Origin of the sequence: Mucilaginibacter aquariorum (genome assembly GCF_024498135.1) — a bacterium.
GTDB classification, from domain to species: domain Bacteria; phylum Bacteroidota; class Bacteroidia; order Sphingobacteriales; family Sphingobacteriaceae; genus Mucilaginibacter; species Mucilaginibacter aquariorum.
Map to the genome: position 1 here is coordinate 405,433 of NZ_JANHOH010000002.1, position 15,024 is coordinate 420,456.

The 15,024-nt window shown below is 41.8% G+C and carries 16 protein-coding genes; 7 read left to right on the forward strand and 9 right to left on the reverse strand.

Annotation, left to right across the window (positions count from 1 at the left end; genetic code table 11):
* Positions 1-231: 231 nt before the first annotated feature.
* Together NPE20_RS12810 and NPE20_RS12815 are read left to right on the forward strand one after the other, a co-directional pair.
* Positions 232-1,290, forward strand: coding sequence for an RluA family pseudouridine synthase (locus tag NPE20_RS12810; protein WP_256539055.1), 1,059 nt, complete (start codon positions 232-234; stop codon positions 1,288-1,290).
* A 99-nt stretch (positions 1,291-1,389) separates the two neighbouring features.
* Entirely contained in the window at positions 1,390-2,226 is an 837-nt protein-coding gene (locus NPE20_RS12815) for an aminotransferase class IV (protein ID WP_256539056.1), read from the forward strand.
* A 172-nt stretch (positions 2,227-2,398) separates the two neighbouring features.
* On the opposite strand, the gene fmt is transcribed toward NPE20_RS12815, so the two are convergent.
* A complete protein-coding gene (gene fmt / locus NPE20_RS12820; protein ID WP_256539057.1) occupies positions 2,399-3,316 on the reverse strand; it encodes a methionyl-tRNA formyltransferase in 918 nt (305 codons plus the stop codon).
* 39 nt (positions 3,317-3,355) lie between these two features.
* The gene (locus tag NPE20_RS12825) at positions 3,356-4,600 is read right to left on the reverse strand and encodes an exo-beta-N-acetylmuramidase NamZ family protein (RefSeq protein WP_256539058.1); all 1,245 of its coding nucleotides are present in this window, start codon (positions 4,598-4,600) and stop codon (positions 3,356-3,358) included.
* An 85-nt stretch (positions 4,601-4,685) separates the two neighbouring features.
* Here NPE20_RS12825 and NPE20_RS12830 point away from each other — a divergent pair, with 85 nt between their 5' ends.
* A complete protein-coding gene (locus NPE20_RS12830) occupies positions 4,686-5,906 on the forward strand; it encodes an ABC transporter permease (protein WP_256539485.1) in 1,221 nt (406 codons plus the stop codon).
* An 86-nt stretch (positions 5,907-5,992) separates the two neighbouring features.
* On the opposite strand, the gene NPE20_RS12835 is transcribed toward NPE20_RS12830, so the two are convergent.
* The 6 genes from NPE20_RS12835 to NPE20_RS12860 form a co-directional block, all read right to left on the reverse strand.
* Positions 5,993-7,390, reverse strand: a complete 1,398-nt coding sequence (locus NPE20_RS12835; protein ID WP_256539059.1) for an outer membrane beta-barrel protein — start codon at positions 7,388-7,390, stop codon at positions 5,993-5,995.
* Positions 7,383-7,937 (reverse strand): RNA polymerase sigma factor, encoded by a 555-nt coding sequence (locus NPE20_RS12840; protein WP_256539060.1) that lies wholly within the window; start codon positions 7,935-7,937, stop codon positions 7,383-7,385. Before NPE20_RS12840 ends, NPE20_RS12835 begins: the two co-directional genes overlap by 8 nt.
* Positions 7,938-8,088: 151 nt before the next feature.
* The gene (locus tag NPE20_RS12845; protein ID WP_256539061.1) at positions 8,089-8,514 is read right to left on the reverse strand and encodes a hypothetical protein; all 426 of its coding nucleotides are present in this window, start codon (positions 8,512-8,514) and stop codon (positions 8,089-8,091) included.
* A 64-nt stretch (positions 8,515-8,578) separates the two neighbouring features.
* The gene (gene mazG / locus NPE20_RS12850) at positions 8,579-9,382 is read right to left on the reverse strand and encodes a nucleoside triphosphate pyrophosphohydrolase (RefSeq protein WP_256539062.1); all 804 of its coding nucleotides are present in this window, start codon (positions 9,380-9,382) and stop codon (positions 8,579-8,581) included.
* A 133-nt stretch (positions 9,383-9,515) separates the two neighbouring features.
* Entirely contained in the window at positions 9,516-10,217 is a 702-nt protein-coding gene (mnmC2, locus tag NPE20_RS12855) for a tRNA (5-methylaminomethyl-2-thiouridine)(34)-methyltransferase MnmC2 (protein WP_256539063.1), read from the reverse strand.
* A gap of 194 nt (positions 10,218-10,411) precedes the next feature.
* On the reverse strand, positions 10,412-10,627 hold the full coding sequence (locus tag NPE20_RS12860; RefSeq protein ID WP_256539064.1) for a hypothetical protein: 216 nt from the start codon (positions 10,625-10,627) through the stop codon (positions 10,412-10,414).
* A 175-nt stretch (positions 10,628-10,802) separates the two neighbouring features.
* Here NPE20_RS12860 and NPE20_RS12865 point away from each other — a divergent pair, with 175 nt between their 5' ends.
* From NPE20_RS12865 to NPE20_RS12880, 4 genes are all read left to right on the forward strand, one after another.
* The gene (locus NPE20_RS12865; RefSeq protein ID WP_256539065.1) at positions 10,803-11,648 is read left to right on the forward strand and encodes an N-acetylmuramoyl-L-alanine amidase family protein; all 846 of its coding nucleotides are present in this window, start codon (positions 10,803-10,805) and stop codon (positions 11,646-11,648) included.
* Positions 11,649-11,735: 87 nt separating this feature from the next.
* The gene (locus tag NPE20_RS12870) at positions 11,736-12,839 is read left to right on the forward strand and encodes a Gfo/Idh/MocA family oxidoreductase (protein ID WP_256539066.1); all 1,104 of its coding nucleotides are present in this window, start codon (positions 11,736-11,738) and stop codon (positions 12,837-12,839) included.
* A gap of 135 nt (positions 12,840-12,974) precedes the next feature.
* Positions 12,975-13,760, forward strand: a complete 786-nt coding sequence (locus tag NPE20_RS12875; protein WP_256539067.1) for an alpha/beta fold hydrolase — start codon at positions 12,975-12,977, stop codon at positions 13,758-13,760.
* Positions 13,761-13,874: 114 nt separating this feature from the next.
* Positions 13,875-14,450 (forward strand): YceI family protein, encoded by a 576-nt coding sequence (locus tag NPE20_RS12880; protein ID WP_256539068.1) that lies wholly within the window; start codon positions 13,875-13,877, stop codon positions 14,448-14,450.
* 54 nt (positions 14,451-14,504) lie between these two features.
* On the opposite strand, the gene NPE20_RS12885 is transcribed toward NPE20_RS12880, so the two are convergent.
* Positions 14,505-14,984, reverse strand: a complete 480-nt coding sequence (locus NPE20_RS12885) for a DUF2147 domain-containing protein (protein WP_256539069.1) — start codon at positions 14,982-14,984, stop codon at positions 14,505-14,507.
* Between the last annotated feature and the right edge of the window lie 40 nt (positions 14,985-15,024).

Consider the following 15,024-nt stretch of genomic DNA (forward strand, 5'->3'; position numbering starts at 1 on the left):
AAATTATTGAACGGGAATATACCAACCGGTTATTTAACTCAACCCGACTACGCTGTGCTGGTCGACCTCTCTCCGCAAGCGGAAAGAGGGTAAAGGAAAAATATAACTCAAACCCTCTTTACCCGCAGCAAAGAGAGGGTGGTAGGGAGAAGCAAAGACCGGGTGAGTAAACTAAACGCATGCAATCATGCCCCACTCAAAGCGTAAGTGCTTTTTTGTTACTTTTGCCCCATGATTGATGATACTGCAATAATTGAAAACGACGAACAGGATTTATTTGAACACTTGCGTGTTGTTGTTGATAAAGGCCAGTCGCTATTGCGTATTGATAAATTTTTGATGCACCGTGTCGAGAATGCATCACGTAACCGTATCCAGAACGCAATTGACGCCGGTAATGTACTGGTTAATGATAAGGTAATAAAAGCCAGTTACCGGGTTAAACCACAGGATGTAATATCGGTAGTGCTGCCGCATCCGCCACGCGATACCGAGGTTTATCCGGAAAATATTCCGATTGATATTGTTTATGAAGATAACGATGTGTTGATTGTAAATAAACCCGCCGGTATGGTAGTGCATCCGGGTTATAATAATTATACCGGTACACTGGTGAACGCGTTGGTTTACCATTTTCAGCAATTGCCAACCCTGCCCGGTAATGATGGCCGACCGGGATTGGTACACCGTATTGATAAAGATACCTCGGGCTTATTGCTCATTAGCAAAAACGAGCGTAGCATGAACTACCTGGCCAAGCAGTTTTACGACCATACCATTAACCGTAAGTATTTAGCGCTTGCCTGGGGCGATATAGAGCAGGATGGGACCGTTAGCGGCTACATAGGCCGCAGTGTAAACGATAGACGAGTGATGTCGATATATGACGACCCGGAGAAGGGTAAGTGGGCTGTAACGCATTACAAAGTGTTAGAGCGCATGGGTTATGTAACCCTGATAGAATGTAAACTGGAAACCGGCCGTACCCACCAGATCCGTGCACACATGAAGCATATAGGTCACCCTTTATTTAGCGATGCCATGTACGGTGGCGATAAAATTTTAAAAGGCACGGTGTTTAGTAAGTATCGCCAGTTTGTTGAAAATTGTTTTGAAATAATGCCCCGCCAGGCACTGCATGCACAATCGCTTGGTTTTTTGCATCCGTCCTTAAAAAAGGATATATACTTTGAAACACCATTGCCTGCCGATTTTAAAGGGGTTTTAGAGAAGTGGAAAAAGTATACCAATGCCAATACATCTGCAGATACGCAGGCGGGAGAAGATTAAATAAAATTTATGCAATCTAAATTGCAATAATCCCGTTAATAGCACTGATATTAATCATTTGAAATCTGCAAATTTGCGCACCAAAAATCAGTACATTAAATGCCGCCTGTTTATATAAATTTTAACGGAGAAATATTGCCTGCAGACAGTATACTGCTTACTGTTGCCAATCGGGCTTTTAAGTATGGCGATGGCTTGTTTGAGAGTATGCGGTTAATGAAGGGAAAGTTAAAATTCCCCGAACTGCATGCCGAGCGCCTGCAAAAAGGAATGAAGGCCCTGAAGATAGACGGTTACTCGCAGGCCGATAGCTGGTTTTTGAAGGAGAAGGTAGAAGAGCTTGCACGCCGCAACAAAATAAAACACGGGCGCCTGCGCCTTACTGTTTACCGCGATGCAGAAGGTTTGTACGCGCCTACGCAAAACAAAATGGCCTACTGCCTGGAGATACAGCCACTTGATGAGCCCCGCTATTTCCTGAACGAGCGTGGCCTTATCATGGATGTTTATACCGAACTGCCTAAACCGTTAAACTGGTTATCTAATATCAAAACCTGCAACTCGCTTGTTTATGTAATGGCGGGGATCTACAAACAGCAAAATAAGCTGGATGATGTATTCCTGATAAACCAAAACAGGTTTTTGTGCGAGGCGAATAGCTCCAACATATTTGTATGGTATCAAAACCACTTATACACCCCGGCATTAAGCGAAGGCTGTGTAGAAGGCGTGATGCGCCGGGTGGTGATACAACTTGCGCTCGACAATAATATCCCCATAACCGAAGCCCAGATTAATCCCGAGATATTAAACGCAGCCGACGAGGTGTTTTTAACCAATGCTACCAAAGGCATACAATGGGTTATGGGTTATGGCGTAAAACGCTATTTTAACCGCATTAGTAAGGCGTTGATGGATGAGTTAAATAAATTGTAGGGGAGAGGGATTACTAATCTCACCATGTCATTTCGAACGAGGTACGAGGAGAAATCTTTTGCTACAGACATTACAGCTTTGCATATCCGATGTACGGCGTAAATGATTTCTCCTCACACCATTCCACGAACCCCGCCCTTCGCTCGTTCGAAATGACACGGGTTATTGATTACTACAATTTAACCCCTCTTAAAAACTCCTCTATTCCCATGCGTTTTTTTCCTTCCAATTGTACATCGGTTACGCTGATAAAACCATCTTTGGCGGCAAATTTTAAATGCGTTTTATTGTTGGTTATAAAACCGCCCGCAGCTATGCCTGGTTCGCCATGCTCATAATTGGCATTGTATATCTTAAGCACTTTATCGTTCAATAATGTATAAGCGGTGGGCGAGGGACTCAACCCACGTATCAAGTTATAAACCTGCTCAACGGGTTGGTTAAAATCTACCAGGCAATCTGTTTTGAAGATCTTTGGTGCGTGTTTAAGTTCTATGCCTTCGGCTAATTGTTCTTGCGGGTGCTCGTTATAGCGGCCGCTTTCTATTCCCTTTACGGTTTTTACCAGCAGGCCTGCGCCTTTATTCATCAGGCGGTCGTGCAGGTCGCCGGCAGTTTCGGTGCCGGTTAGGGTTACTTTTTCGGTGAACAGAATATCACCGGTATCAATATCATGTTTTAAAAAGAAGGTTGTTACACCGCTTTCTTTTTCACCGTTAATTATAGCCCAGTTAATGGGGGCTGCACCACGGTATTGTGGCAGTAATGAGGCATGCAGGTTTATGGTCCCCTTTGGCGGCATGTTCCAAACTACCTCGGGCAGCATGCGGAAAGCCACTACCACTTGTAAGTCGGCCTGCAGGGCTTCCAGTTCCTGTATAAATTCGGGATTTTTTAGTTTTTCGGGTTGTAATACTTTTATACCGTTGGCATCGGCGTATTGCTTCACGGCAGACTGGTTCACCTTTTGCCCACGGCCAGCCGGTTTATCAGGTGCGGTTACCACGGCAACAATATCGCAGCCTGCCTTTATCAAAGCATCTAATGATGCTACGGCAAACTGCGGGGTACCCATAAATATAATTCTCATTTTGCGCGCTCGGGTTTTTATGTTTTTAGATAGATAGTATTAATTGTACAGCAGGTACTTAGCCCGCATAGCCTTAAACTTTGTTAAACCGGGTTCCCAGCTTTGGCGGATCTCGGCTTCGGTTTTACCGGCAATAATTTGTTTCCTTAACTCATCGTTGCCAGCCAGTCTTTTAAAGTATGGTATAAAAAAATGGGCCTTGTCCGGGTATATTTTGTACATATCAATTACCCAGGCTAAATTAAGTTTTCCGCTGCTGCGGATAGTTTGCATATTGTAATTTTTAAGATCGAGGCCGTAGCAAACAGTATCTTTTAGCGGCGGGTTATCGCTCATGCCCGGAATACTTACCGGTTTAAAACAGAACTCGTATTTGTCCTTTAAAAGGGGGCTGCCAACTACCTGGAAGGGGAATAATGTCCCGCGCCCGAGGCTCAGTTTTGTCCCTTCAAAAAAGCAGATATGCGGGTACAGCACTATAGATTGCGCCGTATTTAAGTTTGGCGAGGGGCTGACTGGTAAAATGTAATCCATATTACGCTCGTAATTGGCAACCTTGACTATCTTTAGTTTACACTTCGCTTTGTTTTTTAACCAGCCTTCGCCGTTTATCATCTGGGCATATTCGGCAATGGTCATTCCGTGTAAAACCGGGATGGGGTGCATCCCCACAAAAGAGCGGAAGCCTGCCGTGTCCAGTATTGGGCCATCTACATAAACGCCGTTGGGGTTTGGCCTGTCCAGTATCATCAGTTCAATATTATTTTCGGCGCAGGCTTCCATTACATAATGCAGGGTAGATATGTAGGTGTAAAATCTTGTGCCAACATCCTGTACATCAAATATCATCAGGTCAATGCCTTTAAGATCGGCAGGTGTGGGCTTAAAGTGTTTTCCGTAAAGCGATATGGCAGGTAAGCCTGTAACCGGGTCGGTAGCATTGTCAATTGCAGCGCCATCGCTGGCATTGCCCCTAAAACCATGCTCAGGGCCGTAGATCTTTTTAATGTCTACACCAAGTTTCAACAGGCTATCAACCAATGGCTTTTTATTGCTGCCTATAATAGATGTTTGATTTATCAGCATGCCAATTTTACGCCCTTTAAGATAATCCAGGTAAGCGTCCAGCCTGTCGGCGGCAGGCAGTATGGGGGCAATTATCTTTTTTACTGCTACAGTTTTAGCCGTTTTTGGGGCAGCTTTTGGTGATTGCGCAAAGTCGTCGCACTTTAAAAAAAGCAGGCTTAGCGCTAATATGGGAGTGTATAGTTTGATGCCGGTCATAAGTTTTTGATGTTAAGGCAAATTTAAAAGCAGTATGTTTAAGTGTAAAAACGCATCTTTGCGAAGGTACAAAAATCATTCTGCATTGAATTTCGCCAGGTTTATATCAAGTCGCATTACATTTAAGTCGAAGCGTACGTTTTCAAAGTTAATTGTGCGCATAGCCATTATTGGTATTATGCTGGGCCTTGGCGTAATGATACTTTCATTAGCCGTTATTAAAGGGTTTAAACAAGAAATACAGGAAAAGGTTAGGGGCTTTGCCGGCGATATCCAAATTGTTAAGCTGGATAACAATGCCTCATACGAGAAATCTTCCTTTGTTGATAGTGCCGATGTGGTAAAAAATATTAAATCGGTTAGCCTTGTAGATGCTGTTTACCCATACGCCACAAAGCCGGGCATTATTAAAGCTAATAACGAAATTGAGGGCGTAGTACTTAAGGGCGTAGATAAAACCTATAACTGGGATTATATTAAAAAGGCCCTTGTAGCCGGTACGGTTATCAATTACACCGATACAACCGACGTGCAAAACCAGATATTGATATCGCAATTAACGGCTAACCGCTTAAAACTAAAAGCAGGCGACGACTTGCTGATGTACTTTGTACAGGAGCCGCCGCGTAAACGTAAATTGAAGATAGTTGGCATATTTAACCTTGGCGTTGATGAGGTGGATAAAACCTTTGTAATAGGCGACCTGGCATTAATAAAACGTTTAAACGATTGGAGAAAAGGTGAGATTGGTGGTTACGAAGTTAGAACAAAGCAGTTTGATAAACTAAATATTACTGCCAACGCCATTGACGATAAATTACCGATCAAGTTAAAATCATCTACAGTTTTAGAAAACTATCCAACCATATTTGAATGGCTGGGCATGCTGGATGTAAACACCATAGTGATGCTGGTGCTGATGATAGCGGTAGCGGTTATCAATATGATATCGGCCCTGCTGATAATGATATTGGAGCGCACTGCTATGATAGGCATTTTTAAAGCAATGGGCGCAGGTAATTGGGCCATCCAAAAAATATTCCTGTATAACGCTGCTTACCTGATAGGGGTAGGGTTATTATTAGGCAATGCTTTGGGCCTTGGGCTGGGGTTTTTTCAGCAGCATACACATTTCTTTAAACTCGACCAGGCATCATATTACATGACCTTTGTGCCTATAAAATTTGTTTGGATGGATGTTCTCCTTTTAAACATTGGTACGCTTGTAGTTTGTTTAATGGTATTGATAATCCCATCAATGCTGGTTACACGGATAACGCCCGTAAAAGCTATCAGATTTAAATAATAGAATAAGCGTATTAGCGAGAACCTTAGAATCATTGTGTATGTTCCTGATAATTCAGGGTTGACAGAACATCTGCTAAAGAATCTTTACTTCTTCTTAGTTTTAAAGCTGAATTTAAGGTTTACACCGCCCGCGCCAAAACGGATATCCTGTGCACCCAAACCACCAAGCGGATATTTTACAAATGGCTCAACAATAAGCCTGTTGCCACCCACGGGATAGCCTACACCAAATGATAAGTTAAGCATTTTGGCAAAATAAAAATTGTTAAAACTATTGTGCGAGGTTTGCTGATCCTGGGCATTAGAAGTGGATGAGGCACCATTACTATATGTATAGTTATAAGTGTAGTTCTCATCAATAAAAGTACCCGAGCTTAAACCTGCTGATATATAGGTGTCGTTTTTTTGCGGGTTAAATTCATATTTTATATTGATAGGTATATCAAGCCCCACCAGGTTGGCATTATAATTTTTAAATACCGGTAAAACAGCGGTAGTTGCAAATAAAGCTTCTTGCTTTAAAGCCGGTGCAGCAGCCATCATACTGTTTGCAGCGCTGGGGGCTGCCGTGTTATAATTTAAAGTGTTTTGTGCCAGCGCAACACCCGTAGATAGTTTTAATTTTCTGCTTATTCTAAAATCTGAAGTAATACCTGCACCCGCGTTTATTTGGTTTGTACTGCCCTCGGCATAGTTAAAATAGGTAGCTGCATAAACACTAAAGTTTACCTTTTTATCAGCTTGCTTATCGGCACTATTGTTCTTAGCCGTTTGGCGTAATTTATCCTCTGCAAACATCGCGTCCATTGTTTTGGCAGGCCTTTGTTTAACCATACTATTTACCGAACCGGTTACTGCGGGTTGCACTGTACTGTTTGCTGCAGGCTGGTTTGTATTTGCTAACTGCGGCTGGTTTGCAATGTTATTAATTACTTTTTGGCTATCAATTACAGCAGGAACAGCAGTTACTGTTGCCGGTTGCTTTGCTTGCGCAATTGCAGGTGGCTGGGTAGCAATAACTGTTGGCTGCTGTACAACTACAGGAACAGGGTTTTCGCCAGATATGCCTGTAGCATTCTTAGCAGTTGGGGCAATACCAATTGATGGCAGGTAAGGACTAACATAAGGTTTGCTGCTTGCAGATTTGTTGCTCTGAGCAATTACGGGCTGTTGTTTACTTATTGGCGAAGTGCTATTTATAGCAGATGTATCTTTTATTACCGGCTGTTGTTTTACAGCAGGTTTTAAGGCGATATTATTGGCAGGTTTATCCTGATTATTATACCACAAAGCAATACTTAGAAAAACTAAAATAAGGGCGGCCGCACTGCTCCACCAAAGCCAGGCAACTTTATTGTGCTTTTTTTCGGCCGGGAATTTCTTCCTTAGCTGTTCCCAACCATGCTCAGCACCCGGGTGTTCGTAGTTGTCAAACACCTCCCTGATGTGGTTAGTTAGTTTATTATCAAACTGCTCATCCATGGTTTCGTGTCTCGGTTGTTAACAGATGTCTTAATTTATCTTTAGCCCTGCTTAAATAAACCCTTGATGAACTTGCCGGTAAATTTAATATTTTGGCGATCTCATCGTGGTTGTAGCCATCTATTTCGTACATATTAAAAATTGTAAGCTGTATATGAGGCAATTGCTTCATTAGCTTTAAAATATCCTGTGCATTTAAACTCTCTATTGCAGTTGCATTACTGCCAACACCATATGCATCTTCAATATCAGTATTGGTTTGATGCTTTAACTCTTTACGGCGCCTGTCAATAGCAGTATTTACAACAATTGTGCGGAGCCAAGCCCTAAAAGGTTTATCTGTGTTATAATTATTTATGTTATTAAAAACTTTTATAAAAGCATCATTAACAACCTCTAACGCATCATCTTCGTTAAGGCTGTAACGCATACTTACACCCATAGCATAGCCATAAAACTGTTTATATAGTAATTCCTGGTGTTTTATGCTGCCCGATTTACACTTACTGACTATTTCATCTTCAGTAATGCGGTGATGTAAATACATTAATTATTGTTAACACTGCTTAAGCTGATTTATTAAGTACGTACCAAGAACCGGAAACGCTACAGGTGCAGTAATATTTTTATAAATGGCAAGTAATCAACTCATAGCTATGCCAGGCCAAAATACTTGCAAGTATTTAAACAATATTAAATTAGTTTTTTTTCAGATCATATTGCAGGCTTAAAGTATCGCCGCTGTTTCTAACCATCTGAAAAACACTCCCGTTATAAATAAAAAGATATTCCCCATGCAGATGGGTTTTTGTAGAGGTGCTTGTTGCCGAATAAGTGCTGTCTACAAACAGTATTCCGTTGCCATTATTGATGCCATAGTGCCCTTTGCTACCTGCGTGCACAGTAGCAGTATCGCCCAAAACATGATATCCTATACCCGGTTCTATCACAACCTTTATAGTTGCCTTTAAAGTATCGATAGACTGATCAGCTGCTTTTGAAATACGCCTGAATTCGCCTGTAAAAGTACCTGATGGAACTGGCGCAGGTATGCTATTTTTATTGTTAAAGCAACCTGATACCAATGCAACTAATACCGGCAATAAGTAAATAATTTTTTTCATATTATTTGGTGTTACATTAACGTTACGTGTATTATTTACAAACGCTACAATAAAGCTATAATTATTAAACCTTTTTTGCCTCTTCCCAAAATACGTCCATCTCTGCCAAATTCATATCATGCAGTTGTTTCCCACTTTCCTTTGCTTTACTTTCCAGGTACTGAAAACGCTTAATGAATTTACGGTTAGTTTTTTCAAGTGCATCTTCGGGGTTAATATTAATAAAGCGGGCGTAGTTTATTAATGAGAATAACAGGTCGCCAAATTCACCTTCGGCTTTATCATGGTCAATAGTGCTTTCATCTGCAACGTTGTATTCATCTTTAAACTCCTGTAACTCTTCTTCCACCTTGGCCCATACCTGATCTTTGTTATCCCAGTCGAAACCAACTCCTCGTGCTTTTTCCTGTATACGGGAAGCCTTTACCAATGCCGGTAACGAAGCAGGCACCCCGCCTAAAACAGATTTATTACCTTCTTTAAGTTTGATCTGTTCCCAGTTGCGCTTCACATCGTCCTCATTGCTTACTTCCGTATCGCTATAAATATGCGGGTGGCGATTTATCAGTTTATCGCAAATGCCGTTAAGTACACCGGTAATATTAAAGTCGTTGGTTTCTGATGCTATACGCGAGTAAAAAACCAGGTGCAGCATAATATCACCTAGCTCTTTTTTTATCTCATCCATATCCCCGCTTAAAATGGCATCAGAAAGCTCATATGTTTCCTCGATGGTAAGGTGCCTAAGGCTTTCAAGCGTTTGTTTTTTATCCCAGGGGCAGTTCATTCGCAGATCGTCCATTATGGTAAGCAGGCGTTCAAAAGCTCCGGATGGGTTAGCGGCAGTAATGGGGGCAGTTAGTGGCATAATATGCTATTAGTTAGTGCAAAGGTATTTAGTTTGCTGCTTAAATTGTATATTTTATTAGTTTACTGCTCGCGTTACGCAATTTGTAATTTTGCCCACTGCCCACTGCCCACTGCCCACTGCCCACTGCCCACTACAAACTGCTAATAGCTCTTAGCATTTCCCGCTTGCCCGGTGCGCCGGGGGCTTTCTGTACTTTTAGGCCTAATGCTTTAATTGTGCGTTTAAGGTTGCCGGTTATGGCATAAGTTACAAACACACCGCCGGGTTTTAAAAACTTAAGGGTATGGATAATGGCTTCTTCACTCCACATTTCGGGTTGGTGAACTGCGGCGAAGGCGTCAAAATAAATAACATCATATTGTACCGGGGATGAAAAACTGGCAAGCGTGGTTGCTGCTATTTGCAACTGAACATGGTTGTTCAGTTGAACCGATGTCGCTAATGAAGCCAGATAATGTTGCAGGAAGCTTTCCCAAATAGGGGTGGGTACATATTGATTATAGCCGGTTTTACTTATCATTTCATCCGTTAGCGGATAGGCCTCGATGCCGGTATATTGCAGGTTTATTTGTTGTTGGGTGCAAAAATCGGCGCTAAGCAAAAAATTAAGGCCGGTGCCAAAGCCAACTTCAAGTATCGAAACAGATGTGTTATTGTTGGGGCTATTGTCTAAAAAATATTCCAGTCCCGATTTAACAAATACGTGCAGGCTTTCCTGCAACGCCCCGTGGCGCGAATGGTAGTTTTCGCCAACCAACGCGTTATAAATGGTGTTTGAACCATCGGCGGTGCTAACAATTTGTAAATGGTTGGGCTGTTGGTCGGGACTCATGTTTGAAGATAAACGTCAAATATAAGCCCTAACAGGAGATTTATGCTAAGGATGGGATCTAAACTTTAAGAGGTAGCCACAATTACGCTGTCATGAGCGTAAGCTGTTTAGCTTGTTGCATAATCGGGTAAGGTAATGCTGCGTCTTTCATTAATCGGTAATCAATTCACCTATTTGTTTAGCGCTTTATAATCCTACTTTTTGTTGTTGGAGGCCATTTTAAGTGTCTGCAATTTATACTCGGCAGCTTTTTTCATATACAGCGGTTGTACATCCTGTGCCTGGGCCAATACCTTATTTAATTTTTTACGGTTCTGTTTATCAAATTTAAGTATCAGATACACAATAGCTGATCCTGCCACCAGGAAGTAAAAAAATGTTGCTGTAGAAGCAGTGAAAAAATCGTTCATATAAATTACCCTCTCTTTATTCAATTTATTTGACAAGTGTTTTGGTTTGAATTATTACGGGCAAGCCGGTATTTAGGTTACGTTTTTTTTAAAATGATGCCAACTTTGTAGGGCCGATATTGTAATATGATAAGTGTGTTAATAAAAAACAGGATATAAACATTATCAGTATGTTATGTTTTCAGAACAATCGGTATACCTTTGCGCTATGTTATCAAGGCACTTAAAACCTACCTTATATTATACGGTTTTTATAATTTTAATGCATGCCACTTTCCCGGCATTATCCCAAACTACACGTAAGGAGTTGCCAGAACGTTCCTTTAAGTTTAAAACAATAGTGATCGACCCCGGCCATGGCGGTAAAGACCCCGGGGCACATGGCGCCTACTCTAATGAAAAAACAATTGCCCTTAGCATAGCCAAAAAACTAAAAGTTGCTATAAATAACGAGGTAAGCGGCGTTGACGTGATCATGACCCGCAGTACCGATAAATTTATTGAGTTGCACAGGCGTGCCGATATCGCTAACGATAATAAAGCCAACCTGTTCATATCTATACATTGTAATTCGTCGCCCCAAAACGTAGGTACCAGTCGTGGCGTATTATTGCTGGTTTACGGTTACCATCGCAAAGGGGAACAACTGGAGGCCATACGCGAAAATGCATCTATCTTTATAGAAAAAGATTATAAAAAGAAATACAGCGGTTATGGTGAAGATGCCGCGGTTAATGCCATTGTACTGGCCGCTTTTCAGCAACGCTACCGGAAGCAGAGCGTGCACTTTGGCAACCTGTTAAACCACGAATTTAAAGTAAATAATGGCCGTAAGAGTTTAGGCGTGAGGGAACAGGGGGTACTGGTATTACAGCAAAGCGGCATGCCGGGCCTGCTTATAGAAACAGGTTATATAAATAACCCATCTGATGAGAAATATCTGAATTCGGCAGATGGACAAAACGATATAGTGCAATCGATATTAGCAGCTATAAAAAAGTATAAGGAAAGTTTTGATTAGTGGGGGTGTTTTAGCGGGGTGTTTTCTCTTAACTTAATTATAGGTATAAAATTTGTGCAATAATTAATTCACCTAACATATACCATCATGAAACCAACTATTAAAACATCGCGCAGGGATTTTATACGTACAGGTTCATTAGGCGCCGGGGCATTGGTGCTGGGTTCGGCCTTATCATCATTGGCTTGTACTAAAGCTGATAAACGGTTAGGAATTGCCCTGGTTGGCTTAGGTGGCTACAGCGGCGGGCAACTGGCACCGGCCTTGCAGCATACCAAAAACTGTTACCTGGCAGGTATAGTAACCGGTACACCCGCCAAAGCCGAAGATTGGTCAAAAAAGTACAACATCCCTCAAAAGAATATTTATAACTATCAAACTTTTGATGATATAGCCAATAATAAGGATATTGATATTGTGTACGTTGTGCTGCCGGTATCCATGCATAAAGAATATACTATTAGGGCAGCTAAAGCCGGTAAGCATGTAATATGCGAAAAGCCGATGGCGTTAAACGCCATCGAATGCGGGGAAATGATAGACGCTTGCAAAAAGGCTGATCGTTTACTTTCTATAGGTTACCGCCTGCATTTTGAACCACACACGCAGGAAGTAATGCGCCTGGGGCAGAAACAAGTTTTTGGCAAGGTAACCAAAGTGGAAACCGGAAATGGGTTTACCTATAACGGCGACCCCAACGCGTGGCGCTTAAAGAAGGCCCTGGCTGGCGGCGGTGGATTAATGGATATGGGTATTTACGCCATACAAGGCGCACGCTATACATTGGGCCAGGAACCTGTTGCGGTTAAAGCCACTCAAGAAAAAACCCGTCCCGAATTATTTAAGGATGTTGACGAAACTGTTTTTTGGGAGCTGCAATTCCCCGGTGGGGCAAAGGTTACGGGTAAAAGCAGCTATAACAACGATTGGGGGTACTTACGGGCCCAGGCCGAGAAAGGAAACTTCGAACTGGAACCTGCCTACGGTTATGGTGGACTGGATGGTAAAATAAACGACAAGCCCATGCAGATACCCAATATTAGGCAACAGACTGCGCAGATGGATGATTTTGCCACATGTGTTAATCTAAAAAAACAAAGCCGCGTGCCCGGCGAAGAGGGATTAAAGGATATGAAAGTTATTGATGCTATTTACCGCAGTTTGGATAGTGGTAAGTGGGAGAAGATATAACATCTCTCCATCACGTCATTGCGAGGTACGAAGCAATCTCTTTAGGATATGTTGCGAATATGCATAGCTCCCGGGTAATAGATCATTATATTTACATCACAAATGCCAACTATGCAATTTAAACGAATACTCTTAATGGCCCTGATACCCCAACTCATAACTGCATTTAGCTTTGCGCAAAAAATACCTTACGGCAAAAACGCGGCAGTAGGTAAGTATTATAATATACACGGCATTAAACTATATGTTGAAGAATATGGTAAAGGGCAACCCTTATTAATGATACATGGCAATGGCGGCGATATGAGCGCCTTTAGCAAAAATGTACCCTATTTTTCAAAAAAGTACAGGGTGATATTGGTAGATAGCCGGTCGCAGGGGAAATCAATTGATCCTAATCCCTCACTTACTTTCGAGCAAATGGCCGATGATTTCGCCGCCCTGCTTGATGTGATGCACATCCCTAAGGCGTACCTGTTAGGCTGGAGCGATGGCGGCATTAACGCCATACTAATGGCTATTCGCCATCCCGATAAGGTTATCAAACTGGCGTCTACCGGGGCAAACATCACACCGGATGCCAGCGCGTTTGTAGATGGCAGCTGGGCAAATTCAGAAAAATATTATAAAGAAAACAAGAACAAAGTTTGGCGTACAGCTGCCGAGAAAAATGCCTGGAAAATGTTTATGCTGGATTGGGAACAGCCCAATATTAAACTTGCAGACTTAAAGAAAGTTAAATGCCCGGCGTTTATCATAGCCGGCGACCATGATGTTATTGCCGATAAGCACACCCGTTTAATACAGCAAAACATACCCGGTTCAAAGTTATGGATAGTGAAGAACTCCGGGCATGGTACATTGGTTGAACATGCAACAGCATTCAATAAAAGGGTTGACACCTTCTTTGCTGATAAATAGGGATTTGTCATTAGTTTTTCAAAAAAGATGTTTAAACATCTTTGTATTGATTACATGTCAAACCTTTATCTATCTTTGGATCATTCAAAAAATATTAAACTGAAAAAATTAACAATGAAAAAAATCTTGACATTAGCTGCAGCGGCATTATTTATGCAGACGGCTGTATTTGCGCAAAGCACCTGGAAAGTTGACAAAGCCCACTCACAAGTAAAATTTACTATTACCCACCTTGCAGTATCTGATGTTGATGGTAATTTTAAAGATTTTGATGCAAGCATTTTGGCTGCAAAACCAGATTTTAGCGACGCTAAATACACTTTTACTGCAAACACCGCATCTGTAAGCACAGATAACGAAAGACGTGATGGTCACTTAAAATCTGCTGATTTTTTCGACGTTGCTAAATACCCAACCCTAACTTTTGTTAGCACAAGTGTTAAACCCGCAGGCACAAACAAATACAAAGTTACAGGTAACTTAACATTAAACGGTGTTACTAAACCGGTTGTATTAGATGCTACTTACCGTGGTACAATTACCAACCCAATGACTAAAGGCCCTGATGCCGGTTTCAAAATTACAGGTACCATCAAACGTTCTGATTTTGGTTTCGGTAGCAAATTTAGCTCACCAATGCTAAGCGACGAAGTTGAACTAAGCGCAAACGGCGAATTCCTGAAACAATAATAGTTTTTCAATATAAATTCGAAAAAGCGACTTCCATTAATTGGGGTCGCTTTTTTATGGCTTAGCTGTTACTCGTTTAAAGGTCAAGGTTTTACCCAGCAGTTTAACCTTCCAGTAGCCTTTTACTTTTAGCAGGCCGGTTTTATCAATATGTGCCGCGGCACTCCAGTATTTGCCACTTTGCACTTCGTAGATCTTGCCACCTTCCCATGAATTTGATTTTGAATTATAGGTTAGGTTCTCCACTACATCAAGGCCGAGCACTTTACGGCTGCGCAGTGCCGGGTCGGGGTTTTTTATATCGGTAATAGTTTCCATTGGTTTGGCTTTTGAAACGCCGCCGGTAAACCATACCATCTTTGCTTTAAAAGTATTTTTATAAGGATAAACCTCCACTATCAGGTTTTTCTCAGTTGATTCCCATTTGCCGCAAATGCGATTGGCTTTGGTGCCTGTGTCATCAAAGGGGCGGCCTGCTTTAACTGTAGTGAAAGAACAAAGGACAATCAGCAATAAAGTATAAAAATTACGCATACAGGGGAATAGGGTAGTGCTGCTTTATCCACAGCTAAAA

Bases quoted from the DNA above. Each gene is read 5' to 3' on its own strand.
- NPE20_RS12860 (WP_256539064.1), bottom strand. From the start codon at position 10,627: ATGAACGATTTTTTCACTGCTTCTACAGCAACATTTTTTTACTTCCTG.
- NPE20_RS12885 (WP_256539069.1), bottom strand. From the start codon at position 14,984: ATGCGTAATTTTTATACTTTATTGCTGATTGTCCTTTGTTCTTTCACT.
- NPE20_RS12865 (WP_256539065.1), top strand. From the start codon at position 10,803: ATGTTTTCAGAACAATCGGTATACCTTTGCGCTATGTTATCAAGGCAC.
- NPE20_RS12840 (WP_256539060.1), bottom strand. From the start codon at position 7,937: ATGTATTTACATCACCGCATTACTGAAGATGAAATAGTCAGTAAGTGT.
- NPE20_RS12825 (WP_256539058.1), bottom strand. From the start codon at position 4,600: ATGACCGGCATCAAACTATACACTCCCATATTAGCGCTAAGCCTGCTT.
- NPE20_RS12870 (WP_256539066.1), top strand. From the start codon at position 11,736: ATGAAACCAACTATTAAAACATCGCGCAGGGATTTTATACGTACAGGT.
- fmt (WP_256539057.1), bottom strand. From the start codon at position 3,316: ATGAGAATTATATTTATGGGTACCCCGCAGTTTGCCGTAGCATCATTA.
- NPE20_RS12835 (WP_256539059.1), bottom strand. From the start codon at position 7,390: ATGGATGAGCAGTTTGATAATAAACTAACTAACCACATCAGGGAGGTG.
- NPE20_RS12880 (WP_256539068.1), top strand. From the start codon at position 13,875: ATGAAAAAAATCTTGACATTAGCTGCAGCGGCATTATTTATGCAGACG.
- NPE20_RS12845 (WP_256539061.1), bottom strand. From the start codon at position 8,514: ATGAAAAAAATTATTTACTTATTGCCGGTATTAGTTGCATTGGTATCA.
- mnmC2 (WP_256539063.1), bottom strand. From the start codon at position 10,217: ATGAGTCCCGACCAACAGCCCAACCATTTACAAATTGTTAGCACCGCC.
- NPE20_RS12810 (WP_256539055.1), top strand. From the start codon at position 232: ATGATTGATGATACTGCAATAATTGAAAACGACGAACAGGATTTATTT.
- mazG (WP_256539062.1), bottom strand. From the start codon at position 9,382: ATGCCACTAACTGCCCCCATTACTGCCGCTAACCCATCCGGAGCTTTT.
- NPE20_RS12815 (WP_256539056.1), top strand. From the start codon at position 1,390: ATGCCGCCTGTTTATATAAATTTTAACGGAGAAATATTGCCTGCAGAC.
- NPE20_RS12875 (WP_256539067.1), top strand. From the start codon at position 12,975: ATGGCCCTGATACCCCAACTCATAACTGCATTTAGCTTTGCGCAAAAA.